This is a genomic window from Pantoea sp. PNT03 (assembly GCF_014852515.1).
Lineage (GTDB): Bacteria > Pseudomonadota > Gammaproteobacteria > Enterobacterales > Enterobacteriaceae > Pantoea > Pantoea leporis.
The window spans coordinates 1,000,254-1,019,909 of the sequence record NZ_JACVBT010000001.1 but is presented as its reverse complement, the minus strand read 5'-3'; the positions used below and the strand labels follow the sequence as shown (position 1 = coordinate 1,019,909).

Sequence of the window (19,656 nt, the reverse complement as noted above, 5' to 3'; positions counted from 1 at the left end):
AGGCTTTCTCTCCGGTTATCCTTCAGAAAACCAGCTGGACTTTAGCCGCTCGCTCTTTATCCGCTGCCAGCTCCAGCGCGAGTGCAGCATCCTGCATGGGCATTTCGGCTGAAAGCAGCGGCAGCGGATTGATTTTGCCTTGCTCAAGCCAGCGTACTGCGGTGGTGAATTCGCTGGTGAAGCGGAAGGATCCGCGTAACTGTATCTCTTTGACCAGCAACGGCCCGATGGGATAGTTTACCTCTGCCGCGCCCATGCCAAGCTGCACGATAATGCCGCCCGGACGGGTAAAGGCGACCAGCGAAGCCACCGCCGCGCCTGCGCCGGAAGCTTCAAAACAGACATCAAAACTGCCGCCATTTTCTGCCCAGCGCTCAATTTGCTGTTCGTCACGCGGATCCAGCGCCGCGCTGGCCCCCATATTGATCGCCAACTGACGACAACGTTCGCTGATGTCGGTAGCCACCACTTCGGTGGCACCTGAAGCCAGTGCCGCCGCGATGACCAGACAACCGATCGGTCCGGCGCCGGTGACCAGCACGCGCTTGCCGGTCAGATCGCCAGCCTGGCGTACCGCATGAATACACACCGCCAGCGGTTCGGCAAAGGCCATCACTTTGGCATCTGCGCCATCGCTGTACGGTACGCACTGCACGGAATTAACCGCCACATATTGGGCAAATCCGCCGTTAACATGCGGGAAAAACTGCGCGCTGCCCATAAAGCGCATTGAGCGACAAAGATTCTGTTTTCCTTCCTGACACAGCGCGCACAGCTGGCACGGTTGGGAAGGATTGATCGCCACGCGCTGGCCAACCTTCAGGTCGCTGTTTTCTGGCACTTGCTCGATGATGCCAACAAATTCATGGCCTAAAATCATCGGCGCTTTCAGTACCGACATGCCCGCGCGGCCATGCTGGAAATAGTGAATATCCGAGCCACAAATCCCGCCACGCTCAACTTTGACTAACACTTGCTGCGCGTTCCACTCAATTTCCCGCGACTCACAGCGCACATCATGTGCGGCATTGACGATCACCGCGTTCACTGTTTTCTGCTGCATTATGCTTCTCTCTATGCGTTTGAAGGGGTTTCAAATTTCTTCTTATTTTCAGCCGGTTGTTCGCCGGGCGGCGTCATCACTTCAATTTTGCCAACCAGCAGCAGGTAGGCCAAAAAGCCCATCAGTGCGACGGCAGCGATGTACCACATCGCGTATTGGAAGTTGTGAGTGCGCTGCAAAATAACGCCGATGATGATCGGGCTGACAATGCCGGAGAGATTGCCAAAAATATTCAGAAAGCCGCCAATAGTGCCGATTAAGTGGCGCGGAATCACATCGCTGCACACCACCCAGCCGAGATTAGAGAAGGCGTTGGCGAAGAAGGCGATAGAGAGAATAGCGATGGCAATTACTGGGCTGTCCTGGAAGAAATTCACTAGCGCAATCGAACAGGTGAGCAACATCCCCAGCATTACCGGCAGCTTGCGTGCAAAGGTGCGGCTGCGGCCACGCTTGAGCAGGAAATCACTCAGCGTTCCGCCGCACAGCACGCCAGCCATCGCCATCAGATAAGGGAACATTGCGCCAATCCCCGCTTTATCGATCGACAGATGCAGCCCTTTTTCCAGATAGACAATAAACCAGGTCAGGAAAAAGTAGAGCGTCGATGAGGCCGCGAACTGCGCGATAAACAAACCCCAGGTGGTGCGCTGGCGCAGAATGTATTTTACCGACTGCCAGTTAACCTTGCCGTTTCCGGTTTGCTGATTCACTGAACCGTGGCCGCCGCCTTTGCGGATGATATCGAGTTCCGCATCATTCACTTTGCTGCTGTGCTGCGGGTCGCGATAGACAATCAGCCAGTAAATGCCGAACACAATGCCCACCAGGCCAGAGAGATAAAATGACATCTCCCAACCCCATTGAGAGACGATAAACGACAGCACCGGCGTCAGCAGCGCCAGACCAATGTATTGCGCGCTGGAATAGGTTGCCGTTGCACGCGCACGTTCATGGTCGGGAAACCAGGTGGCGATGATTTTGGTGTTGGAGGGAAAAGAGGGCGCTTCTGCTACGCCAATTAGCGCGCGGCACACCAACAGCATCATAAATGACGCGGTGGCGGTGGTGAAAAAGTGATGCGACGCCAATCCCATTAGCAGGGTAAACAGGCTCCACAGCACAATCGCGCTGCCGTACAGCCAGCGCGAACCAATACGGTCAAGCAGATAGCCGACCGGAATCTGGCTCAGAGCATAAAACCAGGTAAACATCGAAAACAGTAAACCTAACTGCGTGGCGGATAAGAAAAACTCGCCCTGAATATGGGAACCGGCTACCGCCAGGTTAGCGCGATCCATATAGTTGATAGCGGTGACAATAAACAGCATGAATAAAACGCTTAAACGCGTGCGCGTGGGTTTCATGGTCATGACTTCATTCTCTATGAGTGTGCAGAGCGGGTTTGTGCCGTTGGCGTGCTCAGGCTACTAAAGGTGGTCAGTGCGGTGAGTAATACCGCCACAACCAGCGATCCGCCCATAAATACATAAGAGGCCGCTGGGCTGCCGGTCAGGCCATTGAGATAGCCCACAATCCACGCGCCGACGAAGGATCCCAGCGCACCGAAGCAGACCACGAAGGACATCGCGCCCGCCACAACATTGCGTGGCAGCATCTCAGGGATCGCAGCGAAGAAGGGCCCGTACGGCGTGTACATCGCACCGCCCGCGATCACCAGCAGCACCCATGAGAGCCAGAAGTGCGTCGCACCGAGCGTAAAGGAAGCAATGAAGCACACCGCGCCCAGCCCAAGGAAAAGCAGCACGATGTTTTTACGCTGCTGGTATTTATCGGAGAACCAGGATGCGGTCAGCATCAGCGGCACGGCGAGCAGATAGGGCGCGGCTGAGAGCCAGCCGGTCCCGACAATACCCATGCCGGACGCGCTCTTCAGCATGGAAGGCAGCCACATGATGAAACCGTACATGCCGATATTCCAGAAGAAGTGGATAAACGCCAGCGCCAGCACTTTAGGCGAGCGGAAAGCTTCACGGTAATTCTTAACCGGTTTGATCGACTGCTGCTCTGCCGCCAGCGCGTTTTCCACCGCACGCTTTTCGGCCTCGTTCAGCCATTTGGCATCACGCGGTCGGTCGGCATAAATTTTCCACCAGATGAACGCCCATAAGATGGCAGGCACGCCTTCAATAATGAACATGCCGCGCCAGCCAAAGGCGTTCACCAGATAGCCGGAGAGAATCGACATCCACAACACGGTAATCGGATTGCCGAGGAACAGAAAGGTGTTGGCTTTGGAACGCTCCGCGCGCGTGAACCAGTGGCTGAGGAAGATCAGCATCGCCGGCATCACCACACTTTCTGCGACGCCGAGCAGGAAGCGGATCACCGCCAGCAACGCCACGCTGTGCACCATGCCGGTGGCGGTGGCCAATGCGCCCCACAGGATCAGGCTCCAGAAAATCAGCTTCTTCGCCGAGTGCTTTTCAGCGTAAATGCCGCCCGGCACCTGGAAACAGAAATAACCGAGGAAAAACAGTGCGCCAAGTAATGCCGAAATGGCGGGCGTGATATTGAGATCTTCAGCCAGACCTGCGGCGGCACCAAAACCGTAGTTGGCACGATCGAGGTAGGCGAGGCTATAGGTAATAAAGGCAATCGGGATGAGTTTTCCCCACCGACTAGCCGGTAAAATCCCTGCAATATTCTGGTTCATGCTATGACCTCAGGTCGCTTGAGTAGGATACAGCTGAGTCTTGGTGCCCAGCTTAGGTCGTTTAAATCAGCCCGTTATAAGGTGGCGAGCCAGCCGCCATCCACGTAAATCATCTGGCCATTGACGTAATCGGAAGCAGAGGACGCCAGATAGATGGCGGTACCAACCAGTTCGTCGGGTTTTCCCCAGCGACCAGAAGGATTACTGCTGCAGACCCATTTGTTGAACTCTTCGTTTTCGACCAGCGCTTCGTTCATATCCGTTAGGATATAGCCCGGCCCAATGCCGTTGGTCTGGATATTGAACGGCGCCCATTCAGCCGCCATCGATTTGGTTAACAGCTTGATGCCGCCTTTTGCCGCAGTGTAGGGCGCGACGGTAGGGCGCGCGGCTTCGCTGGTCAGCGATCCGATATTGATAATTTTCCCACCGCGCTGGCGTTCCACCATGCGTTTGGCTGCAGCACGTGAGACGAGGAACGCGCTGGTGAGATTGACATCCAGCACCCGCTGCCAGTCGCTCAATGCCAGTTCCAGCATCGGTTTGCGGAACTGAATGCCTGCGTTGTTGATCACAATGTCGACGTGAATGTTCTCTTCATCAAGCTGCTGGAATACCGCTTCAATCGCGGCTTCATCTGCCACATTGAACAGAAAGCCTCGGGCATCAAATCCTTGTTGCTGTAATTGCTCCAGCGCCTTATCCATGTGCTCCTGACGCGTGCCATTCAGCAGCACTTTTGCGCCGGCTTGCGCCAGGCCTTGTGCATAAGCAAATCCCAAACCGCGCGTTGAGCCGGTAATCAGGGCGGTTTTCCCGGAGAGGTTAAATAAGGTCTGCATAACAAAACGTCCTTCATGTAACATGACTAACAAGTTGGATGAGTTACTTTTACGTTATGCGCAGAAAGGCAGCAATTGGCAGGCGAGAGATTTGTAAGATATCTCACAATTTTTTAATGTCATCGTCAGAAGGTAATTATCTACTTTTGAAGATTAACCTAATGAAAGTAATAGTTAAATTTTGGGGTTTTGCAGTATCGCTTTTGCTGCGCGAAAAATTGCTGCTTGTGTTGCAAGCAGTGACGCGTTAAAAAGCGTTAGACATGTAGGACAAGTGAGTAAAGCCGTGGCGCTGGAAAGTATCCAAAAACATAATGTGGTTGATGTCATCTACGAGCAGATGAAGCAGAACATTCAGGATGGTCTGTGGGAGCCGGGCTGTAAGTTGCCGTCAGAAGCGGAATTGACCGCAACCTTTCAGGTGAGCCGCGTCAGCGTGCGGAGTGCCGTGCAGAAGCTGCGAGACCTTGGCGTGGTGGTGACGCATCAAGGGAAGGGTACCTATGTTACCCGCGAAGTGGCGCGCTACGGATCGTTCAGCGATAACCAGCCCATTCTGCACCTTTCGCAGGAAGAGTTTGATGATATGCGGGTTTTCCGTCAGACCGTCGAGTTCAAATGTATGGAGCTGGCAGTGCAGAACGCCACCGATGAGGATGTCAAAGTGCTGGAAAGCGCCCTAAATCGCATGCTGGTGAGTAAAGATGACTACAAGAAGTACTCGCTGGCGGACTACGATTTCCATCTGGCGATTGTGAAAGCCTCGCACAACAAAGTGTTCATCCACGTCATGGAATCCCTCAAGGGGATTTATGTGCATTACCTCGAAGAGTTGAACCGCGTATTGGGCATTACGCTGGAAAGCGTTGAAGCCCACATTAAAGTCTTTATGGCGTTGAAAAACCGCGATGCCTCGCTGGCAGCCGAGACGCTTAATAGCGCGATGACACATAACGTGCACGCCATCGAGGATGTACGCCATAACTGAATAACCAAAAGCCCTGCACAGGGCTTTTTAATACACATAACATGTAGGACATCATACAGCATGTTATCCAGATACTGTGAGGATCATGATGAGTAACCTGAAAATTACCGATGTAAAAACCATCCTTACCGCGCCAGGCGGCATCGATTTGGTGGTGGTAAAAATCGAAACCAGCGAACCCGGTTTATACGGTTTGGGCTGCGCCACCTTTACTCAGCGTATCTACGCGGTCGCCGCCGCGATTGAAAACTACATGAAGCCGTTTTTGATCGGCAAAGATCCGGCGCGTATCGAAGACATCTGGCAATCGGCGGCGGTCAGCGGTTACTGGCGTAACGGTCCGGTGATGAATAATGCGCTCTCCGGTGTGGATATGGCGCTGTGGGACCTGAAGGGTAAAGTTGCCGACCTGCCGGTGTATGAACTGCTTGGAGGCAAATGTCGTGATGGCGTGCCGCTTTATCGCCACTGCGACGGTGCCGATGAGATAGAAGTTGAAGACAACATCCGCGCGCGCATGGAGGAGGGCTATCAATATGTGCGCTGTCAGATGGGCATGTATGGCGGCGCGGGTACCGATGATTTGCGTTTGATCGCCGGCAAGCTGGCCAAGGCGCGCAATATCCAGCCGAAGGTGTCACCGCGTAATCCTACTCACGGCATCTATTTCGATCCGGATGCTTATGCGCGTGCCGTACCGCGCCTGTTTGATCATCTGCGCAACAAGCTCGGTTTTGGCGTTGAGTTTATTCACGATGTGCACGAGCGCATCACGCCAATCGCTTCGATTCAGTTGGCGAAATCACTCGAACCGTATCAGCTATTTTTCCTCGAGGATCCGGTTGCGCCAGAAAATATCGACTGGCTGAGTAAATTACGTAGCCAAAGCAGCACGCCAATTGCCATGGGCGAGCTGTTTACGCAAATCAACGAGTGGAAGCCATTAATTCAAAACCAGCTGATCGATTATATTCGCTGCCATGTCAGTACCATTGGCGGCATTACACCGGCGAAGAAGCTGGCAACTTTTGCGGAACTGTTTGGCGTGCGCACCGCGTGGCATGGTCCGGGCGATATCTCACCGATTGGTGTGGCGGCAAACCTGCATATTGATTTGAGCATCACCAATCTTGGCATTCAGGAGTACACGCCGGTGAATGAGGCGCTGCAGGAAGTGTTCCCAGGCTGTCCGGAGATTGATCGCGGTTATGCCTACCTCAGCGATCGTCCGGGGTTGGGCGTGGATATCGATCTGAAAGAGGCGGCGAAATATCCGGTGTCAGGTGGTATTCCGGACTGGACTAACGCGCGTCTGCCAGATGGCACGGCGGCACGTCCGTAAACGTATTGATGATTCGAGAGGAACCACTGATTGGTTCCTCTTTTATTTAGTTTTCAAAACGTCCTGAGGTTGCTTCGAATCGAACGTTTCCGCAAAGGCATCCGCAGGTGAAATGGCTCATGAATTTTCTCCGTAATGATGACGTTGATGAATATAGTCCAAGGCGGATATCCGAATTTAGCCGCTACAACCAAAGGGCGCATAATGTATATTATGTTAAATGAAGTATTTTATTGCGCACTTCAACCATTATCCGCTCATCACCTGCCTTCTTTCACCTCCGTCACCAACAATCCGTAACCCGCGATCATCCCGGCGACGGATTGTTGAACGCACGTTGCCGTTATCTGCGCCCTTTAATCACCGACGCCTTCCAGTTGAAATCACTGACTTCGCTCTCTTTCAACGATTCAGGTTTCTTCCTGCGCGTTGGCGTTTTCTTTGACTTTTCAGCCAGCGCTTTCTCTTTGGCCAGTTTCGTCGTCATAATCAGCTGCCGGGCTTCCGCCGTGAACTCTTTCTCTTTCTTTGCATCCGGCTCTTTGCCAGTGCGCTGGCGATACTTCTCCATCAATCCCTTAAACGCTTCTTCTACTGCAACACGTTCACTGAGATTGAATTGATCGATGGAAATCATTTTCTTGTCGTTCATAGCGTACCGTCCAATAGTGATTTTCTGGCAACAAGTGTACAGCATTTACCGGCAATGACGATCGCACCATTGCCGCTCGCGTGGCTTTCTTGTAACCTTTGCCGTCAACATTTTAAGGATTTCCTATGAACGATCATCGCTCCAAAGATCCCTTGCACGGCGTCACGCTTGAGATGCAAATTAATGCGCTGGTCGCCCATTATGGCTGGGCCGAACTGGGTAAGCTCATTAATATCAACTGCTTCAAAAGCGATCCAAGCGTTAAATCGAGCCTGAAGTTTTTACGCCGCACTCCCTGGGCACGCGCTGAGGTTGAAGCACTGTATCTGGATTCACTGGATGATTTTGCTGCGGATAAGGCAGATGATTCCGCGCCAAATCCCTGGACTATGGGCAAAGATCAGTAATTTCTGGCGACAAAACCGGCAGCGCTACGTGAATTCTCGGCAACTTCCACCCTGCTCTTTTAGCAGAATTCACGTAGCGACGTCATATCAACTCCTCCGTTCTCTCCATTTCATAACTTCCCAACCTTGCCCGCGTCATCACATTTTCCAATGACCGATCGTATTGTAAGTTTCCATGCTGCATGACAATATCGCTACATGTATATACATGTACCACCAAGAGAAGCCACATCACACTAACAATAATTTCCCACCTTTAGCCGCTTCAGCGAGGAAACTATGTCAGCCGAATCACCTGCAGCAGATTACGCCGGCGCAGAGAAAAAGCGCCTCTCAGAAACGCGATCCATTGATTACATTCCTCCGAGCGAACGCCACGGACATCCTTTCAGCCAATTCACCTTGTGGTTTGGTGGCAATTTGCAGATCACCGCCATCGTAACCGGCGCGCTGGCCGTGGTGTTGGGCGGCGATGTGGTGTGGTCGATCATCGGCTTGCTGGTTGGGCAAGTTGTGGGCGCGGCGATTATGTCACTGCATGCCATTCAGGGACCGCGTCTCGGATTGCCGCAAATGATCACCAGCCGCATGCAGTTTGGCGTATATGGTGCGGTGATTCCGTTGGTGTTGGTGTGCATCATGTATGTCGGATTCTCTGCCAGCGGCACGGTGTTGGCCGGACAGGCGCTCGCCAAACTGATTAATACCAGCAATGCGTCAGGCATGATCCTGTTCAGTGCGATTATCGTCGTCATCGCGGTGCTGGGATATCGCGTGATTCACAAGCTCGGTAAAGTAGCCAGCGTGATTGGCGTGCTTGCCTTTGTTTACCTGTTTATCACGCTGCTCTCAACCCATGATCTGTCCGCGGTGTGGCAGAACCAGCATTTCACGGTCGCTAACTTCCTGCTTGCCGTTTCGTTGTCGTCGTCATGGCAGATTGCATTTTGCCCGTATGTTTCTGACTATTCGCGCTATTTACCGGCTAACGTCTCAGCCAAAAAACTTTTCAGCTGCGTTTTCTTCGGCACGGTTTTAGGAACGCAGGCTTCAATGACGTTGGGTGTAATTGTCGCGGCGATTGCCGGTAAGGCTTTCTCTGGCAACGAGGTTGGCTATATTGTCAGTTTAGGCAGCAGCGCTACGATGGCGATGGTGATCTATTTTGCGATCTGCTTCGGCAAAATCACTTTCACCACGCTGAATGCTTACGGCAGCTTTATGTCACTCACCACCATCGTTTCTGGCTTCCGTCAGAAAACCGCATTAAGTCGTGGCGGCCGCATTCTGTTTGTGGTGTTGATGGTGACGATTTCTTGTGTGATTGCGCTGATTAGCGAACCCGCTTTCCTGAAATCATTCACCCATTTCCTGCTGTTTTTACTGGCCTTTTTTGTGCCGTGGAGCGCAATCAGCCTGACCGATTTCTACCTGATCACCAAAGGTAAAGTCGATGTACCGGCACTCTCCCAGCCCAACGGACGTTACGGTCGCTGGAACTGGGCGGGCATAATTGTCTACTTCTGCGGCGTGCTGGTACAGTTGCCGTTCATTGATAATCCACTGCATCACGGTTCGTTAACCTGGATTTTTGCCGGTAATGATGTGTCGTGGATTATTGGCTGGATTGTCACCGCACTGTTGTGGTTAGCCGCAAGAAAGGTCGATCGTCGAGGGACCTTGTCGCACTCTGCTTACCCCAATCAGTGACATTGTCACGTATGTCATATTAATGAATCGCGCTCACAAGTGCTTGCAACTTTGAGCGCATTATCATTCAGCCAGCCCACAGCTACACTTTAACTAACGAGAAATATAAGCAACTGTAAGGCGCACCTGGTCGCCATTAATGGCAATCCTTAGGGATTATTTGTAACTCACCACCGTCACCCAATTGGCGTCACCGCCGGCCGGTGCTTCGCCAACGCGCTTTAGCGCCCCGCTTTCTTGATCAATGGCATAGCTGCCGGTCACCGCACTCTTTTCGCCGCTGGCAATCAACCAACGTCCGTCAGCGGTGATCGCGATGCCGCGCGGCTGTTTCTCGACTTGCCAGCTATCAATCAGCGTCAGTTTGCCGTCTGCTTTGTTAATCCGGTATCCGCTGATGGTGCTGCTGGTCCGCTCGCTGACATAGAGAAAACGGCCATCCGGCGTCAGACGAATATCGGCCGCCCAGATGCGCGGCGTGGTGTCGCTGTAGCCCGGCGGTCGCTCTTTGCCGTGTTGCAGTTGATATTTTTCCGCTACCGCATTTGGCGTCTCCGCTACTTTCACCAGCTCACCGCTGGCTTCACGACGAAACTGCGTAATGATGCCGCCCATTTCACCGATGTTGTAGAGATAGCGATTATCCGGCGACAACACCGAATGGCGCGGTCCGTTTTCTGTCGCCGTTTTAACATAGCCGTTGCCTAACCCCGAAAGCTCTCCCTCGGCGCTCAGTTTCAATTGCAGCACGCGATCGGTGCCGAGATTGCCGACATAAGCCTGCTCGCCGCTCGCATCGACAATGACTGAATGCGCGGCATGTCCAGTTTTGTAACTCCCGACCGGCGGCGCAATCAGCTTGCCGTCGCTATTGAGTCGATAAACGTGCACCACATCGCCATCATAGGAAGCGCCTAGCAGAAAACGACCCTGCGGATCCGTGCTGATGTAGGGATAGCTGGCCGCAGCGGATACGCTATTCAACGGGCTGAGATCGCCCGTTTTGCTGTCGATGTTCCAGCTCACCAGTTGCAGCGGTTTACTGCGAATCGCGGCGTACAGATGTTTATGATCGGCGCTCAACGCCATCGGCATCACTTTGCCGCCGACCTGAGTGCGTCCTAATAGTTGCAATGCACCGGTTTGCTCATTCAGCGCGTAGCGCGCGATGGTGCCATCATCGGCTTCTGAAACGTAGACAAAAGTCTGTGCCAGCAACGGCGCGCTGGCGGCCAACGATGCTAAAAGCGTCGCCGCGCGTAATAGGTTCTTCATGCTGCTTCCTTAGCGTACCAATGACGGACGTTTGGCGTCATAGCGCCAGTTATCGATCAAAAACTGCATCCCCAGCGCATCGTTGCGATTTTTATCCGGCAGCGCGTTATATAGCGCATGCGCCTGTTCGATGCGATCCATATCCAGCTCGATGCCCAATCCCGGCCCCGGCGGTAGCTCCAGATAACCATCGCGGATCTGCGGCGGTTGACATGTAAGCTGCTGACCATCCTGCCAAATCCAGTGCGTATCAAAGGCGGTTTGACGATCGCCAGGCGCGGCGGCACCCAGGTGCGCCACCATCGCCAGCGAAATATCAAAATGGTTATTGGAGTGGCAGCCGGTTGTCAGCCCCCATTCGTTGCACAGCTGCGCCACCACGTTGGCGTTACGCATCGTCCAGAAGTGCGGATCGGCGAGCGGAATATCAATGGCATTCAGTTGCAGCGCATGATGCAGCTGGCGCCAGTCGTTGGCGATCATATTAGTCGCGACCGGCACGCCGGTGGCGCGGCGAAACTCGGCCAGCGTTTCCCGACCGGAATAGCCTTGTTCAGCGCCACAAGGATCTTCCAGATACGGCACCTTTCCCGCCAGCTGCTTGCCAAAGCGAATCGCCTCATCCAGCGACCAGCTGGCGTTAGGATCGACGGTGACGCGTGCTTCAGGGAAGCGCGACAGTAGCGCTTCCACCGTTGCCACTTCCACTTCGCCTGCCTGCACGCCGCCTTTGAGCTTGAAGTCGCGGAAGCCATATTGCTCAACTGCCGCTTCGGCCAGTCGCACCACGGCATCGCTGTCCATCGCCGCTTCATGACGCAGACGGAACCAGCCTTCTTGCTCATGCTCCCCTGATCGATAGTGCATATTGGTGCGCTTGCGATCGGCGATGTAGAACAAATAGCCCAGCACCGGAATGCGATCGCGCTGTTTACCGCTGGCAAGCAGATCCGCCACCGGCAGGTTAAACAGCTTGCCTTGCAGGTCCAGCAGCGCCGCTTCAATGGCGGCGGCGGCGTTATAAAACTTCTCCGGATTCATCTGCGGGATATGAATGTCGTTGGTGTGCGAGGTTTGTTGCTGACGTGCCTCGCTGCTGAATAACTGGCTCAGCGTCGCGTTGAGACGCAGCAGCGAACTGCCTTCTATCAGCGGGCGAAACTGTTCCAGCAACTGCAAGGTGGATGCATGACACGGCGTTTCGCCTACGCCGGTATGTCCGGCGGAATCGGTCAGTATCACGATGATGCGCGTGAAGTAGCAGTTATGGGCGCCGCCAATGTTCAATAACATGCTGTCGTAGCCGGCAACCGGCACGATGCGCATCGATTTAATGACTGGACTGTCTGACATGGTTTCTCTCCGTGTGACCGAAAGCGGGTGGAACAGGTTTGCGACGCAGCAGCAAATAGAGTCCGGTAACCACGGACACGCTGGTTAGCGCGTAAAGTCCGCCGGTGGTGCTGCCGGTGTGCATTTCGAGGTAGCCGAATACCGTGGGCGCAAAGAAGCCACCGAGGTTGCCAATCGAGTTGATCAGCGCAATGCCGGGCGCGGCAATCGAGGCGGGTAATTCACTTTGCGGCATCGGCCAGAAGAACGCCGCGCTCACTTTGGATCCGATGCAGGCCACAATCATCGCCACAAAGCCAAACCATGGCGTTCCCAGCGTGGCCATAAAGGTGCCGCACGCGGCGATCAGCATGGCGATACCGAGCCCTTTGTCCAGTTTATCGCGATAGCGGTCGGTGGCTTTGCCGAGCAGAAACAGCGCGACGATAGCGAACAGCCACGGCACGGCGGTCAGCAATCCGGTTTCAAAGCTGTTGAAGCCCTGAATACGCTGAATGATTTGCGGCAGCCAGAACACTAACGTGTAGCCGGTCATGGTCATGGTGAAGAAGATCAGGCAGTAAGACAAAAGGCTGCGATCGCTGATCAAGCCCCAGCGGCCGTGTTTCACCGCGTGCTCTTCGCGCGCATCATCTTCCAGCGCTAGCTGCTGCGCCAGTGCCTGTTTCTCGGCATCGCTCAACCATTTCGCGCCTTGCGGTTTGGATACCAGCACAAAGGCGGCCAGCAAGCCGATCACCATCGATCCGCCGCCTTCCATAAACATCACCCATTTCCAGCCCGCGATGCCGCCAACATCATGCATCATCAGAATGGCACCGGTGAGCGGACCGGAGAACAGAAAAGCGCTGGCGGTGGCGCTCAACACCATCGCGGTAGCTCGCCCTCGCCACGCATTCGGCACCCATTGACGAAAATAGAACAGCACGCCAGGGAAGAAGCCGGCTTCCGCCACGCCGAGCAGGAAACGCAGCAGATAGAAATGCAGCGGCGTACTCACAAAACCGGTAAGCACCACCACCATGCCCCACGTAATCATGATGCGCGTCAGCCACACGCGTGCGCCGAGTTTCTTCAGCATCATGTTGCTCGGCACTTCAAACAGCGCATAGCCGATAAAGAACAGCCCCGCGCCTAAGCCGAAGGCGGCCGCACTAATGCCCGCATCGGTTTGCAGTTCGGCTTTTACGAAGCCAATGTTAGCCCGGTCAATCTGGTTCACAATTAACATCAGCGCCAGCATCGGTATGATGCGACGGAAGAACTTGCCGATAGCTGAGGCGATATGCGCGTCATGATCGGGCGATAATACGTATTGTTGTTGTGTCATGCGTCACCTGTAGGGAGAAAAGCATCGCTATAGGTATACGCAGCAGAGTGTGGCCAGGTGTATGTGGCATTGCCCGAGACCGCTTAGGCAAATGCCCTATGCTTGTTAAAATTCATGGTGTTATATTAATTCGCGTCGAAAAGTTTACGCTTGGTTTGTGCGCTGGCTCACTGGCATTTTACCAGGTGCGCATAAATGCGCACCCTACAGATATTTCGTAAGGTCGTCATTAATGGCGACCTTACCCTCAAACTTGCCTTTTCCTCGTCTACACTTGCCTCACGTGGAAACGCTAATAGAGGTAAAAATGTCACAATCTACTCAACGTAATCAAGCTTGGCTATTAGCCTCACGCCCGCATGGCGAACCGGTAAAAGAGAATTTCCGCCTGGTAGAGCAGCCCATTCCTGACGTGAAGGACGGCCAAATCCTGCTGCGCACGCTTTATTTGTCGCTTGACCCCTATATGCGCGGGCGCATGGATGACAGCAAATCTTATGCTGCACCTGCTGAACTCGACCAACCGATGGTTGGCGGCACGGTGAGCGAAGTGGTGGAATCTAAACACGCGGATTTCCAGCAAGGCGATGTGGTCCTCGCGCAAAGCGGCTGGCAAAGCTATGCGGTTTCGGACGGAAACGGCGTGGCGAAATTGGGCGATCTGCCCCATCCTTCCTGGGCGCTGGGCATTCTCGGTATGCCGGGCTTTACGGCCTATATGGGCTTGATGGATATCGGCCAGCCAAAACAGGGTGAAACCCTGGTGGTCGCGGCGGCTACCGGCCCGGTCGGTGCAACGGTGGGTCAGCTTGGGAAACTCCAAGGCTGCCATGTCGTCGGCGTTGCGGGGGGCGAAGAGAAGTGTCGCTATGCGATTGAGAAGCTCGGTTTCTCCGCCTGTATCGATCACCATCGTGACGACTTTGCGGAACAACTGGCGGCTGCCTGCCCGGACGGCATTGATATCTACTTCGAAAACGTTGGCGGCAAAGTGTTTGATGCCGTATTCCCGTTGCTGAACACCGCAGCGCGCGTGCCGGTGTGTGGCCTGGTTTCTGGTTACAGCAGCCGCGAATTACCGCCAGGCCCAGATCGCACCCCGCAAATCATGGGCGGCATTCTTAAACGTCGTATTCGCATGCAGGGCTTTATCATCTTCCAGGATTACGGCGATCGTTATCCTGAATTCCTCAAAGCGATGACGCCGCTGGTGGAGCAGCAAAAAATCCACTACCGCGAGCACATGATCGACGGGCTGGAAAATGCCCCGCAGGCGTTTTTCAATATGCTGAAAGGCAAAAACTTCGGTAAAACCGTGGTAAAAGTCGGTTAAGGCTTTACCTGGCGAAAGGGATCTTCGCCTGGTTATGACGAGTTACGTAAAGATACTGGTAATCCATACAGATAAGGTTCAGGATGGTCACTCATCCTGGATTAGCACCCACGGCCATTCACCCTCTATCTGAGGGCTCGTAATGAACTTTTATTCAACTGAAACCGTTTGCGCCATTACCGGTGCCAACCGCGCCAATTTACGTCGCTGGTTGCGCGGTGGATTAATTTCTGAGAATCACGTCAATAAGGATTGGAGCCGACATCAGGTTGATGAAGTGCTCGCCATGATGGCATTGACCTCGGGTGGCGCCACGCTGTGGCAAATCTATCAAGGCCGTCACTGCGGGCTCGATTACTCTTCGTCTGGTTGGGTGGCACGCCGCGGCGATCTGTTACGGCAGCTGGAGTTAGGCTCTGATCGAGAACTAGCGCGTACTGTGCGCAATCTGGCGGGCGATTACAGCAGCGACGATTTCGTCAATGTGCTGATGAAACCGCTCAACCGCTGGCTGCGTGATGATACGCGTCGCGGGGCATCACGCAGGTTAACGCGCTTTCATGAAGCGATCGTTCATCACAGCGACTGTGTAAAACGCGCTTCAGCCCGTCAGCAGCAGATGCCACTGTTACTGGAAGTGGTCAGCACCGGCGATGAAACGGAAGTGTGGCTGGAAGCCATTCGCCTTACCGGACAAGGATTCTGCGTCGAGGTGGATCAAACCTCACAACCGATGCTGTACAGTTCAGAAAGCCGCCACGATCATCACCTGCTGTGGTGCGGTGCCGGGATCAGCCATGAACGCATGACCCAGTTCCAGCGCGGATTACGTTCCGGTAAACCGGTGATGCTGAGCGGACCCGATCGCAGCGTTCATCCGGCTGTCGCTGAAGCCAGAGTCGCTTAGCCGGTGCTTTATGCACCGGTCTCATTGCTTATCCCATTCCGCACTTTGCTTATTCAAAAGAAGTAGTTAGCCACGGCAACAACGGTTAAGTCACATCACTCTCTCTTCTGCTACGCTCTCGCCTCCCAATCAGGAGGATCCATGAGTTCATTAATCGATATTTTCACCAGTCATAAAAGCGATCGCAGTTTTACCGACCTTCCCGTTGCGGATGCGGTGCTGGATCGCATCATTTCGGCCGCGTATCGCGCGCCAACCTCGGTGAACTCGCAGCAGGTCTCTTTGGTGGTGACGCGCGATGCTGAAAGACGCGCACAAATCTCCCAGATTGCTGGCGGTCAGCCGTGGATTGCCAAAGCGCCGGTATTTATTACCCTGGTGCTGGATATGCATAAATCGCGTCTGGCGATGAACGCTATCGACCGCGAGCAGATCGCGCAGCAGAGCATCGAAAGCATTGTGTCGGGCTCAACCGATGTGGGTATTGCGTTGGGTTCTATCATGGCGGCAGCGCGTGCGGAAGGTTTGGGCATTGTGCCGATTGGCGGTATTCGTCGCGATGCGCAGGCGTTAATCCGCTTACTGGATTTGCCGGAATATACTTTCCCGGTGGCGGGCGTGGTGATTGGCCATGTCGATCAGCCTGCGCATCAGAAGCCGCGTCTGCCGCTGGCCACCTTCCGCCATGAAGAGCGCTATCAACGTGATGGACTGGAGCAACACATCGCTGCCTACAATCAGGAGATGGTGCAGCACTGGAAAAATACCGGACGTGAGGATGGCGAAAGCTGGAGTGAAAGCGTTAGCGGTTATTATCACAAGATTTACTTCCCGCACGTGCTGGACGCGCTAAAGAAGCAAGGGTTTGGCAACGACAAGTGACGGTTTTTCCCCGCGCGCTGTGCGCGGGGAAAGAAAATTAACGCCCTTTCTTCTTACGACCTGGCTGGGCGAAACGCTGGCGATTAGCCGGTTTTGCCCCCGCTTTCTCACCCGGTTTAGCGCTAACCGTCGCGGGCTTTTTCGCCGCGCTGGCGGGTTTCTTTTTCGCCTGCGTCTTCTGCGTTTTTTGATCTTCGGATGATGAGTCTTCAATCAGTTTGAACAGATCAATCAGCTCGTCATCGGTCAAATCGCGCCACTCGCCGAGCGGAATGCCTTTCAGGCTGACGTTCATGATGCGCGTACGTTCAAGCTTGGTCACTTCAAAGCCGAAGTGTTTGGTCATTCGACGAATCTGACGATTCAGCCCCTGAACCAGAATGATGCGGAAGACAAAGGTCGACTCTTTTTTAACTTTGCACTTTTTGGTGACGGTGCCGAGCATCGGTACGCCCGCGCCCATTCCGGCAATAAATTCATCGGTGATCGGTTTATCAACGGTGACCACATACTCTTTTTCGTGGTTATTACCGGCACGCAGGATTTTATTCACCAGATCGCCGTGGTTGGTGAGGAAAATCAGTCCCTGCGAATCTTTATCCAGGCGACCAATCGGGAACACGCGCTTGCTGTGATTAACGAAATCACCAATGTTGTCACGCTCACCCTCTTCCATGGTGGTGATGATGCCCACCGGTTTGTTCAGCGCAATCAGCACTAAATCTTCTTCGTCACGCGGCTCAATCAGCTGCCCGTTCACTTTGACTTCATCCCCTGCAAACACCTGCGCACCGACGGCAGCGCGTTTACCGTTAATGAACACGTTGCCTTGCTCGATGTAACGATCGGCATCGCGGCGTGAGCAGATTCCGCTCTCGCTGATGTATTTGTTCAGGCGTGTGGATGAGTTAGGCAGCATGGTTCCTCCGAAAAAAAACGGACTATACAGCAACCTTAGGCGTTGGTTAAGCCTCGCGACAATCATCAGCATTTCTCTCACCACGATATAACAGCACACTAACAATGTGGTTGTTGTCAGCGGATCGATCAGCGACAATTCGCACCCATCGTTTTTTCTTATGACAGAGTGATTCCCTCATGACAAATCAGCCATCGGTGACGTGGATAACCTCCGTGCGCACCTTTCTGGCCCGCCTTTGGCCCCATCCGTTACCGGGAGGCAGAAAGCAGATGGTCATCGCCAGCATTGGCGCGGGATTGGGTTTAATGATGACCAGCCTGACCAGCCACTGGCTGCTGGGTGGAGTGAATCTGTGGTTTGTCGCGCCGATGGGCGCTTCAGCGGTATTACTGTTTGGTCTGCCGAACAGTCCGCTGGCGCAGCCGTGGTCAATTGTCGGCGGCAATTTGGTGGCGGGCGTTGTTGGCGTCACCACCGCGCTGTGGGTTCCCCATCCCGCGCTGGCGTGTGGTATCGCGGCCTGTGTGACGATCGCGTTGATGTTTCAACTGCGCTGTTTGCATCCACCGAGCGGCGCGGTGGCGCTGACCGCAATTTTGGGCGGTAACGGCGTCCAGCAACTGGGTTACCACTTTATTCTGACGCCGGTGCTGTTGAACTCGGTTTGCCTCGCGCTGCTGGCGTTGCTGTTTAACAATCTCGCCGGACGTCGTTACCCGCATCCGCTGGCGGCAACGGAAACCAAAGCGCCGCCTGTGGTGATCGACGTAGCGATTACGCGTGAAGACCTGCATCAGGCGCTGGAGAGCGGTGAAGTGCTGGATATCGATGAGGATGATTTGCAGCAGTTGCTGCAACGCGCCGAAGAGATTGCGACACATCGTCAGCGCGGGCAGATGCCGGCATCATCATGAGTGGTCGCCATAAATGGCGTAATGTTTGTCAGTTGAGAGATAAAAACACATATTATTGCGCGCACAAATCGTAGCGGCGCAATTCATTGCGCGATAAATCGCGCCGCTACGAAATGTGCCGTGATGTGATGCTTAACTGATCGGCATTACGCCATAAATGGCGACGCTACACCGTATTCTTTCACAATGACTTCATCGCCCTCAATTTCAACCACCGCAAACGGCACCTCTTCTGCCCCATCCAGCATCCCTTTGAGCGTATAGAAGCCTGTTCGACGGATGCGCGCAAAGCCGCCGCGATGATCGTGTCCAGAGAAACAGCATAGTATGTTGTAACTAGAAAGCAGCTCTGCCAGCGCGCTGCCGTTGAGTAAGTTGTGGCTGTTATGCGGCGCCAGCGGATAATGCCCAAACACCACCACTTTCTCCTCTTGCTGGCGGGCTTGCTGCAACTGCTGCTCAATCCACGCCATTTGCAGCGTTCCTACCGCACCGTTCCAGGGTTTCGCCTGCGGCTGCTGGCGCGCGGTCAGGTCCACCAGCATTGCCTCCGCCTGCGCACGATCGTCACCGTTCTGCGAGTTGCAATAGAGGCTGATGTCGTTGCCGTCATAAACAATAAAACGCCAGCCCTGCAGCCCAAAGGCGTAATGGCTTTTGGGTAGCGCAGCGGCTTCGTTGAGATGCTGCGCGATGGTCTGCGCATCGTGATTACCCAGCACCACCGCATGTGGATGTTCGAGGCGATCGTAAATCGGCAATATCGCCGCGTAGCTGTTCCAGTCGCGATCGACTAAATCCCCCAGCGTAACGACAAAATCCAGCGGCTGCTGATTCAGCACCGCAATCGCCTGCGGCAGCTTACGCAGCGCGTGACGATAGTAGAGATTTTTCGCCATATCGGCGTCGATGTCGGCATATTGCGGATCGGCAATCAAACCAAAACGCAGCGTGCTGCTCAGCGGCGCGGAACGCACATCGGGCAAGGCATAGAGCTCGGCGACATCGCCCAGCAGTTCACGCTGCAGTTCAGTCAGCGGATGCGGATAAGACACGAAA

Annotated in this window: 18 protein-coding genes; 8 read left to right on the top strand and 10 right to left on the bottom strand. The window is 54.2% G+C overall.

Annotated features, from left to right (window positions below):
• Window positions 1-22 precede the first annotated feature (22 nt).
• The 4 genes from idnD to IB226_RS04780 form a co-directional block, all read right to left on the bottom strand.
• Entirely contained in the window at window positions 23-1,063 is a 1,041-nt protein-coding gene (gene idnD, locus IB226_RS04795) for an L-idonate 5-dehydrogenase (RefSeq protein ID WP_225608153.1), read from the bottom strand.
• Window positions 1,064-1,074: 11 nt separating this feature from the next.
• Window positions 1,075-2,430, bottom strand: coding sequence for an MFS transporter (locus IB226_RS04790; protein WP_192234513.1), 1,356 nt, complete (start codon window positions 2,428-2,430; stop codon window positions 1,075-1,077).
• A 17-nt stretch (window positions 2,431-2,447) separates the two neighbouring features.
• Window positions 2,448-3,740 carry an MFS transporter gene (locus IB226_RS04785; RefSeq protein WP_192233855.1) on the bottom strand — a complete coding sequence of 431 codons (1,293 nt, stop codon included), beginning with the start codon at window positions 3,738-3,740 and terminating at the stop codon, window positions 2,448-2,450.
• 74 nt (window positions 3,741-3,814) lie between these two features.
• On the bottom strand, window positions 3,815-4,582 hold the full coding sequence (locus tag IB226_RS04780; RefSeq protein WP_192233853.1) for an SDR family oxidoreductase: 768 nt from the start codon (window positions 4,580-4,582) through the stop codon (window positions 3,815-3,817).
• 286 nt (window positions 4,583-4,868) lie between these two features.
• Between IB226_RS04780 and IB226_RS04775 the strand changes: the two genes are divergently transcribed.
• Both IB226_RS04775 and IB226_RS04770 read left to right on the top strand, forming a co-directional pair.
• Complete coding sequence (locus tag IB226_RS04775) at window positions 4,869-5,570, top strand: FadR/GntR family transcriptional regulator (protein WP_110866446.1); 702 nt, start codon at window positions 4,869-4,871, stop codon at window positions 5,568-5,570.
• Between the two features lie 88 nt (window positions 5,571-5,658).
• A complete protein-coding gene (locus IB226_RS04770; protein WP_008104104.1) occupies window positions 5,659-6,912 on the top strand; it encodes an enolase C-terminal domain-like protein in 1,254 nt (417 codons plus the stop codon).
• Between the two features lie 343 nt (window positions 6,913-7,255).
• On the opposite strand, the gene IB226_RS04765 is transcribed toward IB226_RS04770, so the two are convergent.
• On the bottom strand, window positions 7,256-7,564 hold the full coding sequence (locus IB226_RS04765) for a hypothetical protein (RefSeq protein ID WP_192233851.1): 309 nt from the start codon (window positions 7,562-7,564) through the stop codon (window positions 7,256-7,258).
• A gap of 125 nt (window positions 7,565-7,689) precedes the next feature.
• Between IB226_RS04765 and IB226_RS04760 the strand changes: the two genes are divergently transcribed.
• Window positions 7,690-7,971 carry a VF530 family DNA-binding protein gene (locus IB226_RS04760; RefSeq protein ID WP_110866150.1) on the top strand — a complete coding sequence of 94 codons (282 nt, stop codon included), beginning with the start codon at window positions 7,690-7,692 and terminating at the stop codon, window positions 7,969-7,971.
• 279 nt (window positions 7,972-8,250) lie between these two features.
• Window positions 8,251-9,681: a cytosine permease gene (locus IB226_RS04755; protein WP_192233849.1), complete on the top strand. Its 1,431-nt coding sequence runs from the start codon at window positions 8,251-8,253 to the stop codon at window positions 9,679-9,681.
• Window positions 9,682-9,837: 156 nt separating this feature from the next.
• Here the strand turns inward: IB226_RS04755 and IB226_RS04750 are convergent, their stop codons facing one another.
• Genes IB226_RS04750 through IB226_RS04740 form a run of 3 tightly spaced genes read right to left on the bottom strand, consistent with a single transcriptional unit; the run spans window position 9,838 to window position 13,639 of the window.
• The gene (locus tag IB226_RS04750) at window positions 9,838-10,956 is read right to left on the bottom strand and encodes a beta-propeller fold lactonase family protein (RefSeq protein ID WP_192233847.1); all 1,119 of its coding nucleotides are present in this window, start codon (window positions 10,954-10,956) and stop codon (window positions 9,838-9,840) included.
• 9 nt (window positions 10,957-10,965) lie between these two features.
• Window positions 10,966-12,309 (bottom strand): enolase C-terminal domain-like protein, encoded by a 1,344-nt coding sequence (locus IB226_RS04745; protein ID WP_192233845.1) that lies wholly within the window; start codon window positions 12,307-12,309, stop codon window positions 10,966-10,968.
• Entirely contained in the window at window positions 12,287-13,639 is a 1,353-nt protein-coding gene (locus IB226_RS04740) for an MFS transporter (RefSeq protein WP_101764401.1), read from the bottom strand. The genes IB226_RS04745 and IB226_RS04740 overlap by 23 nt, the downstream gene beginning before the upstream one ends.
• A 307-nt stretch (window positions 13,640-13,946) precedes the next feature.
• Here IB226_RS04740 and IB226_RS04735 point away from each other — a divergent pair, with 307 nt between their 5' ends.
• From IB226_RS04735 to IB226_RS04725, 3 genes are all read left to right on the top strand, one after another.
• The gene (locus IB226_RS04735) at window positions 13,947-14,972 is read left to right on the top strand and encodes an NADP-dependent oxidoreductase (protein ID WP_192233843.1); all 1,026 of its coding nucleotides are present in this window, start codon (window positions 13,947-13,949) and stop codon (window positions 14,970-14,972) included.
• Window positions 14,973-15,114: 142 nt separating this feature from the next.
• Window positions 15,115-15,879 carry a hypothetical protein gene (locus tag IB226_RS04730; RefSeq protein ID WP_110866144.1) on the top strand — a complete coding sequence of 255 codons (765 nt, stop codon included), beginning with the start codon at window positions 15,115-15,117 and terminating at the stop codon, window positions 15,877-15,879.
• A 141-nt stretch (window positions 15,880-16,020) separates the two neighbouring features.
• The gene (locus tag IB226_RS04725) at window positions 16,021-16,761 is read left to right on the top strand and encodes a nitroreductase family protein (protein ID WP_101764410.1); all 741 of its coding nucleotides are present in this window, start codon (window positions 16,021-16,023) and stop codon (window positions 16,759-16,761) included.
• 37 nt (window positions 16,762-16,798) lie between these two features.
• On the opposite strand, the gene rluF is transcribed toward IB226_RS04725, so the two are convergent.
• A complete protein-coding gene (rluF, locus tag IB226_RS04720) occupies window positions 16,799-17,680 on the bottom strand; it encodes a 23S rRNA pseudouridine(2604) synthase RluF (protein WP_192233841.1) in 882 nt (293 codons plus the stop codon).
• 179 nt (window positions 17,681-17,859) lie between these two features.
• Between rluF and IB226_RS04715 the strand changes: the two genes are divergently transcribed.
• On the top strand, window positions 17,860-18,597 hold the full coding sequence (locus IB226_RS04715) for an HPP family protein (protein ID WP_101764412.1): 738 nt from the start codon (window positions 17,860-17,862) through the stop codon (window positions 18,595-18,597).
• A 146-nt stretch (window positions 18,598-18,743) separates the two neighbouring features.
• Here the strand turns inward: IB226_RS04715 and IB226_RS04710 are convergent, their stop codons facing one another.
• The gene (locus IB226_RS04710) at window positions 18,744-19,652 is read right to left on the bottom strand and encodes a metallophosphoesterase (RefSeq protein WP_192233839.1); all 909 of its coding nucleotides are present in this window, start codon (window positions 19,650-19,652) and stop codon (window positions 18,744-18,746) included.
• Window positions 19,653-19,656 lie beyond the last annotated feature (4 nt).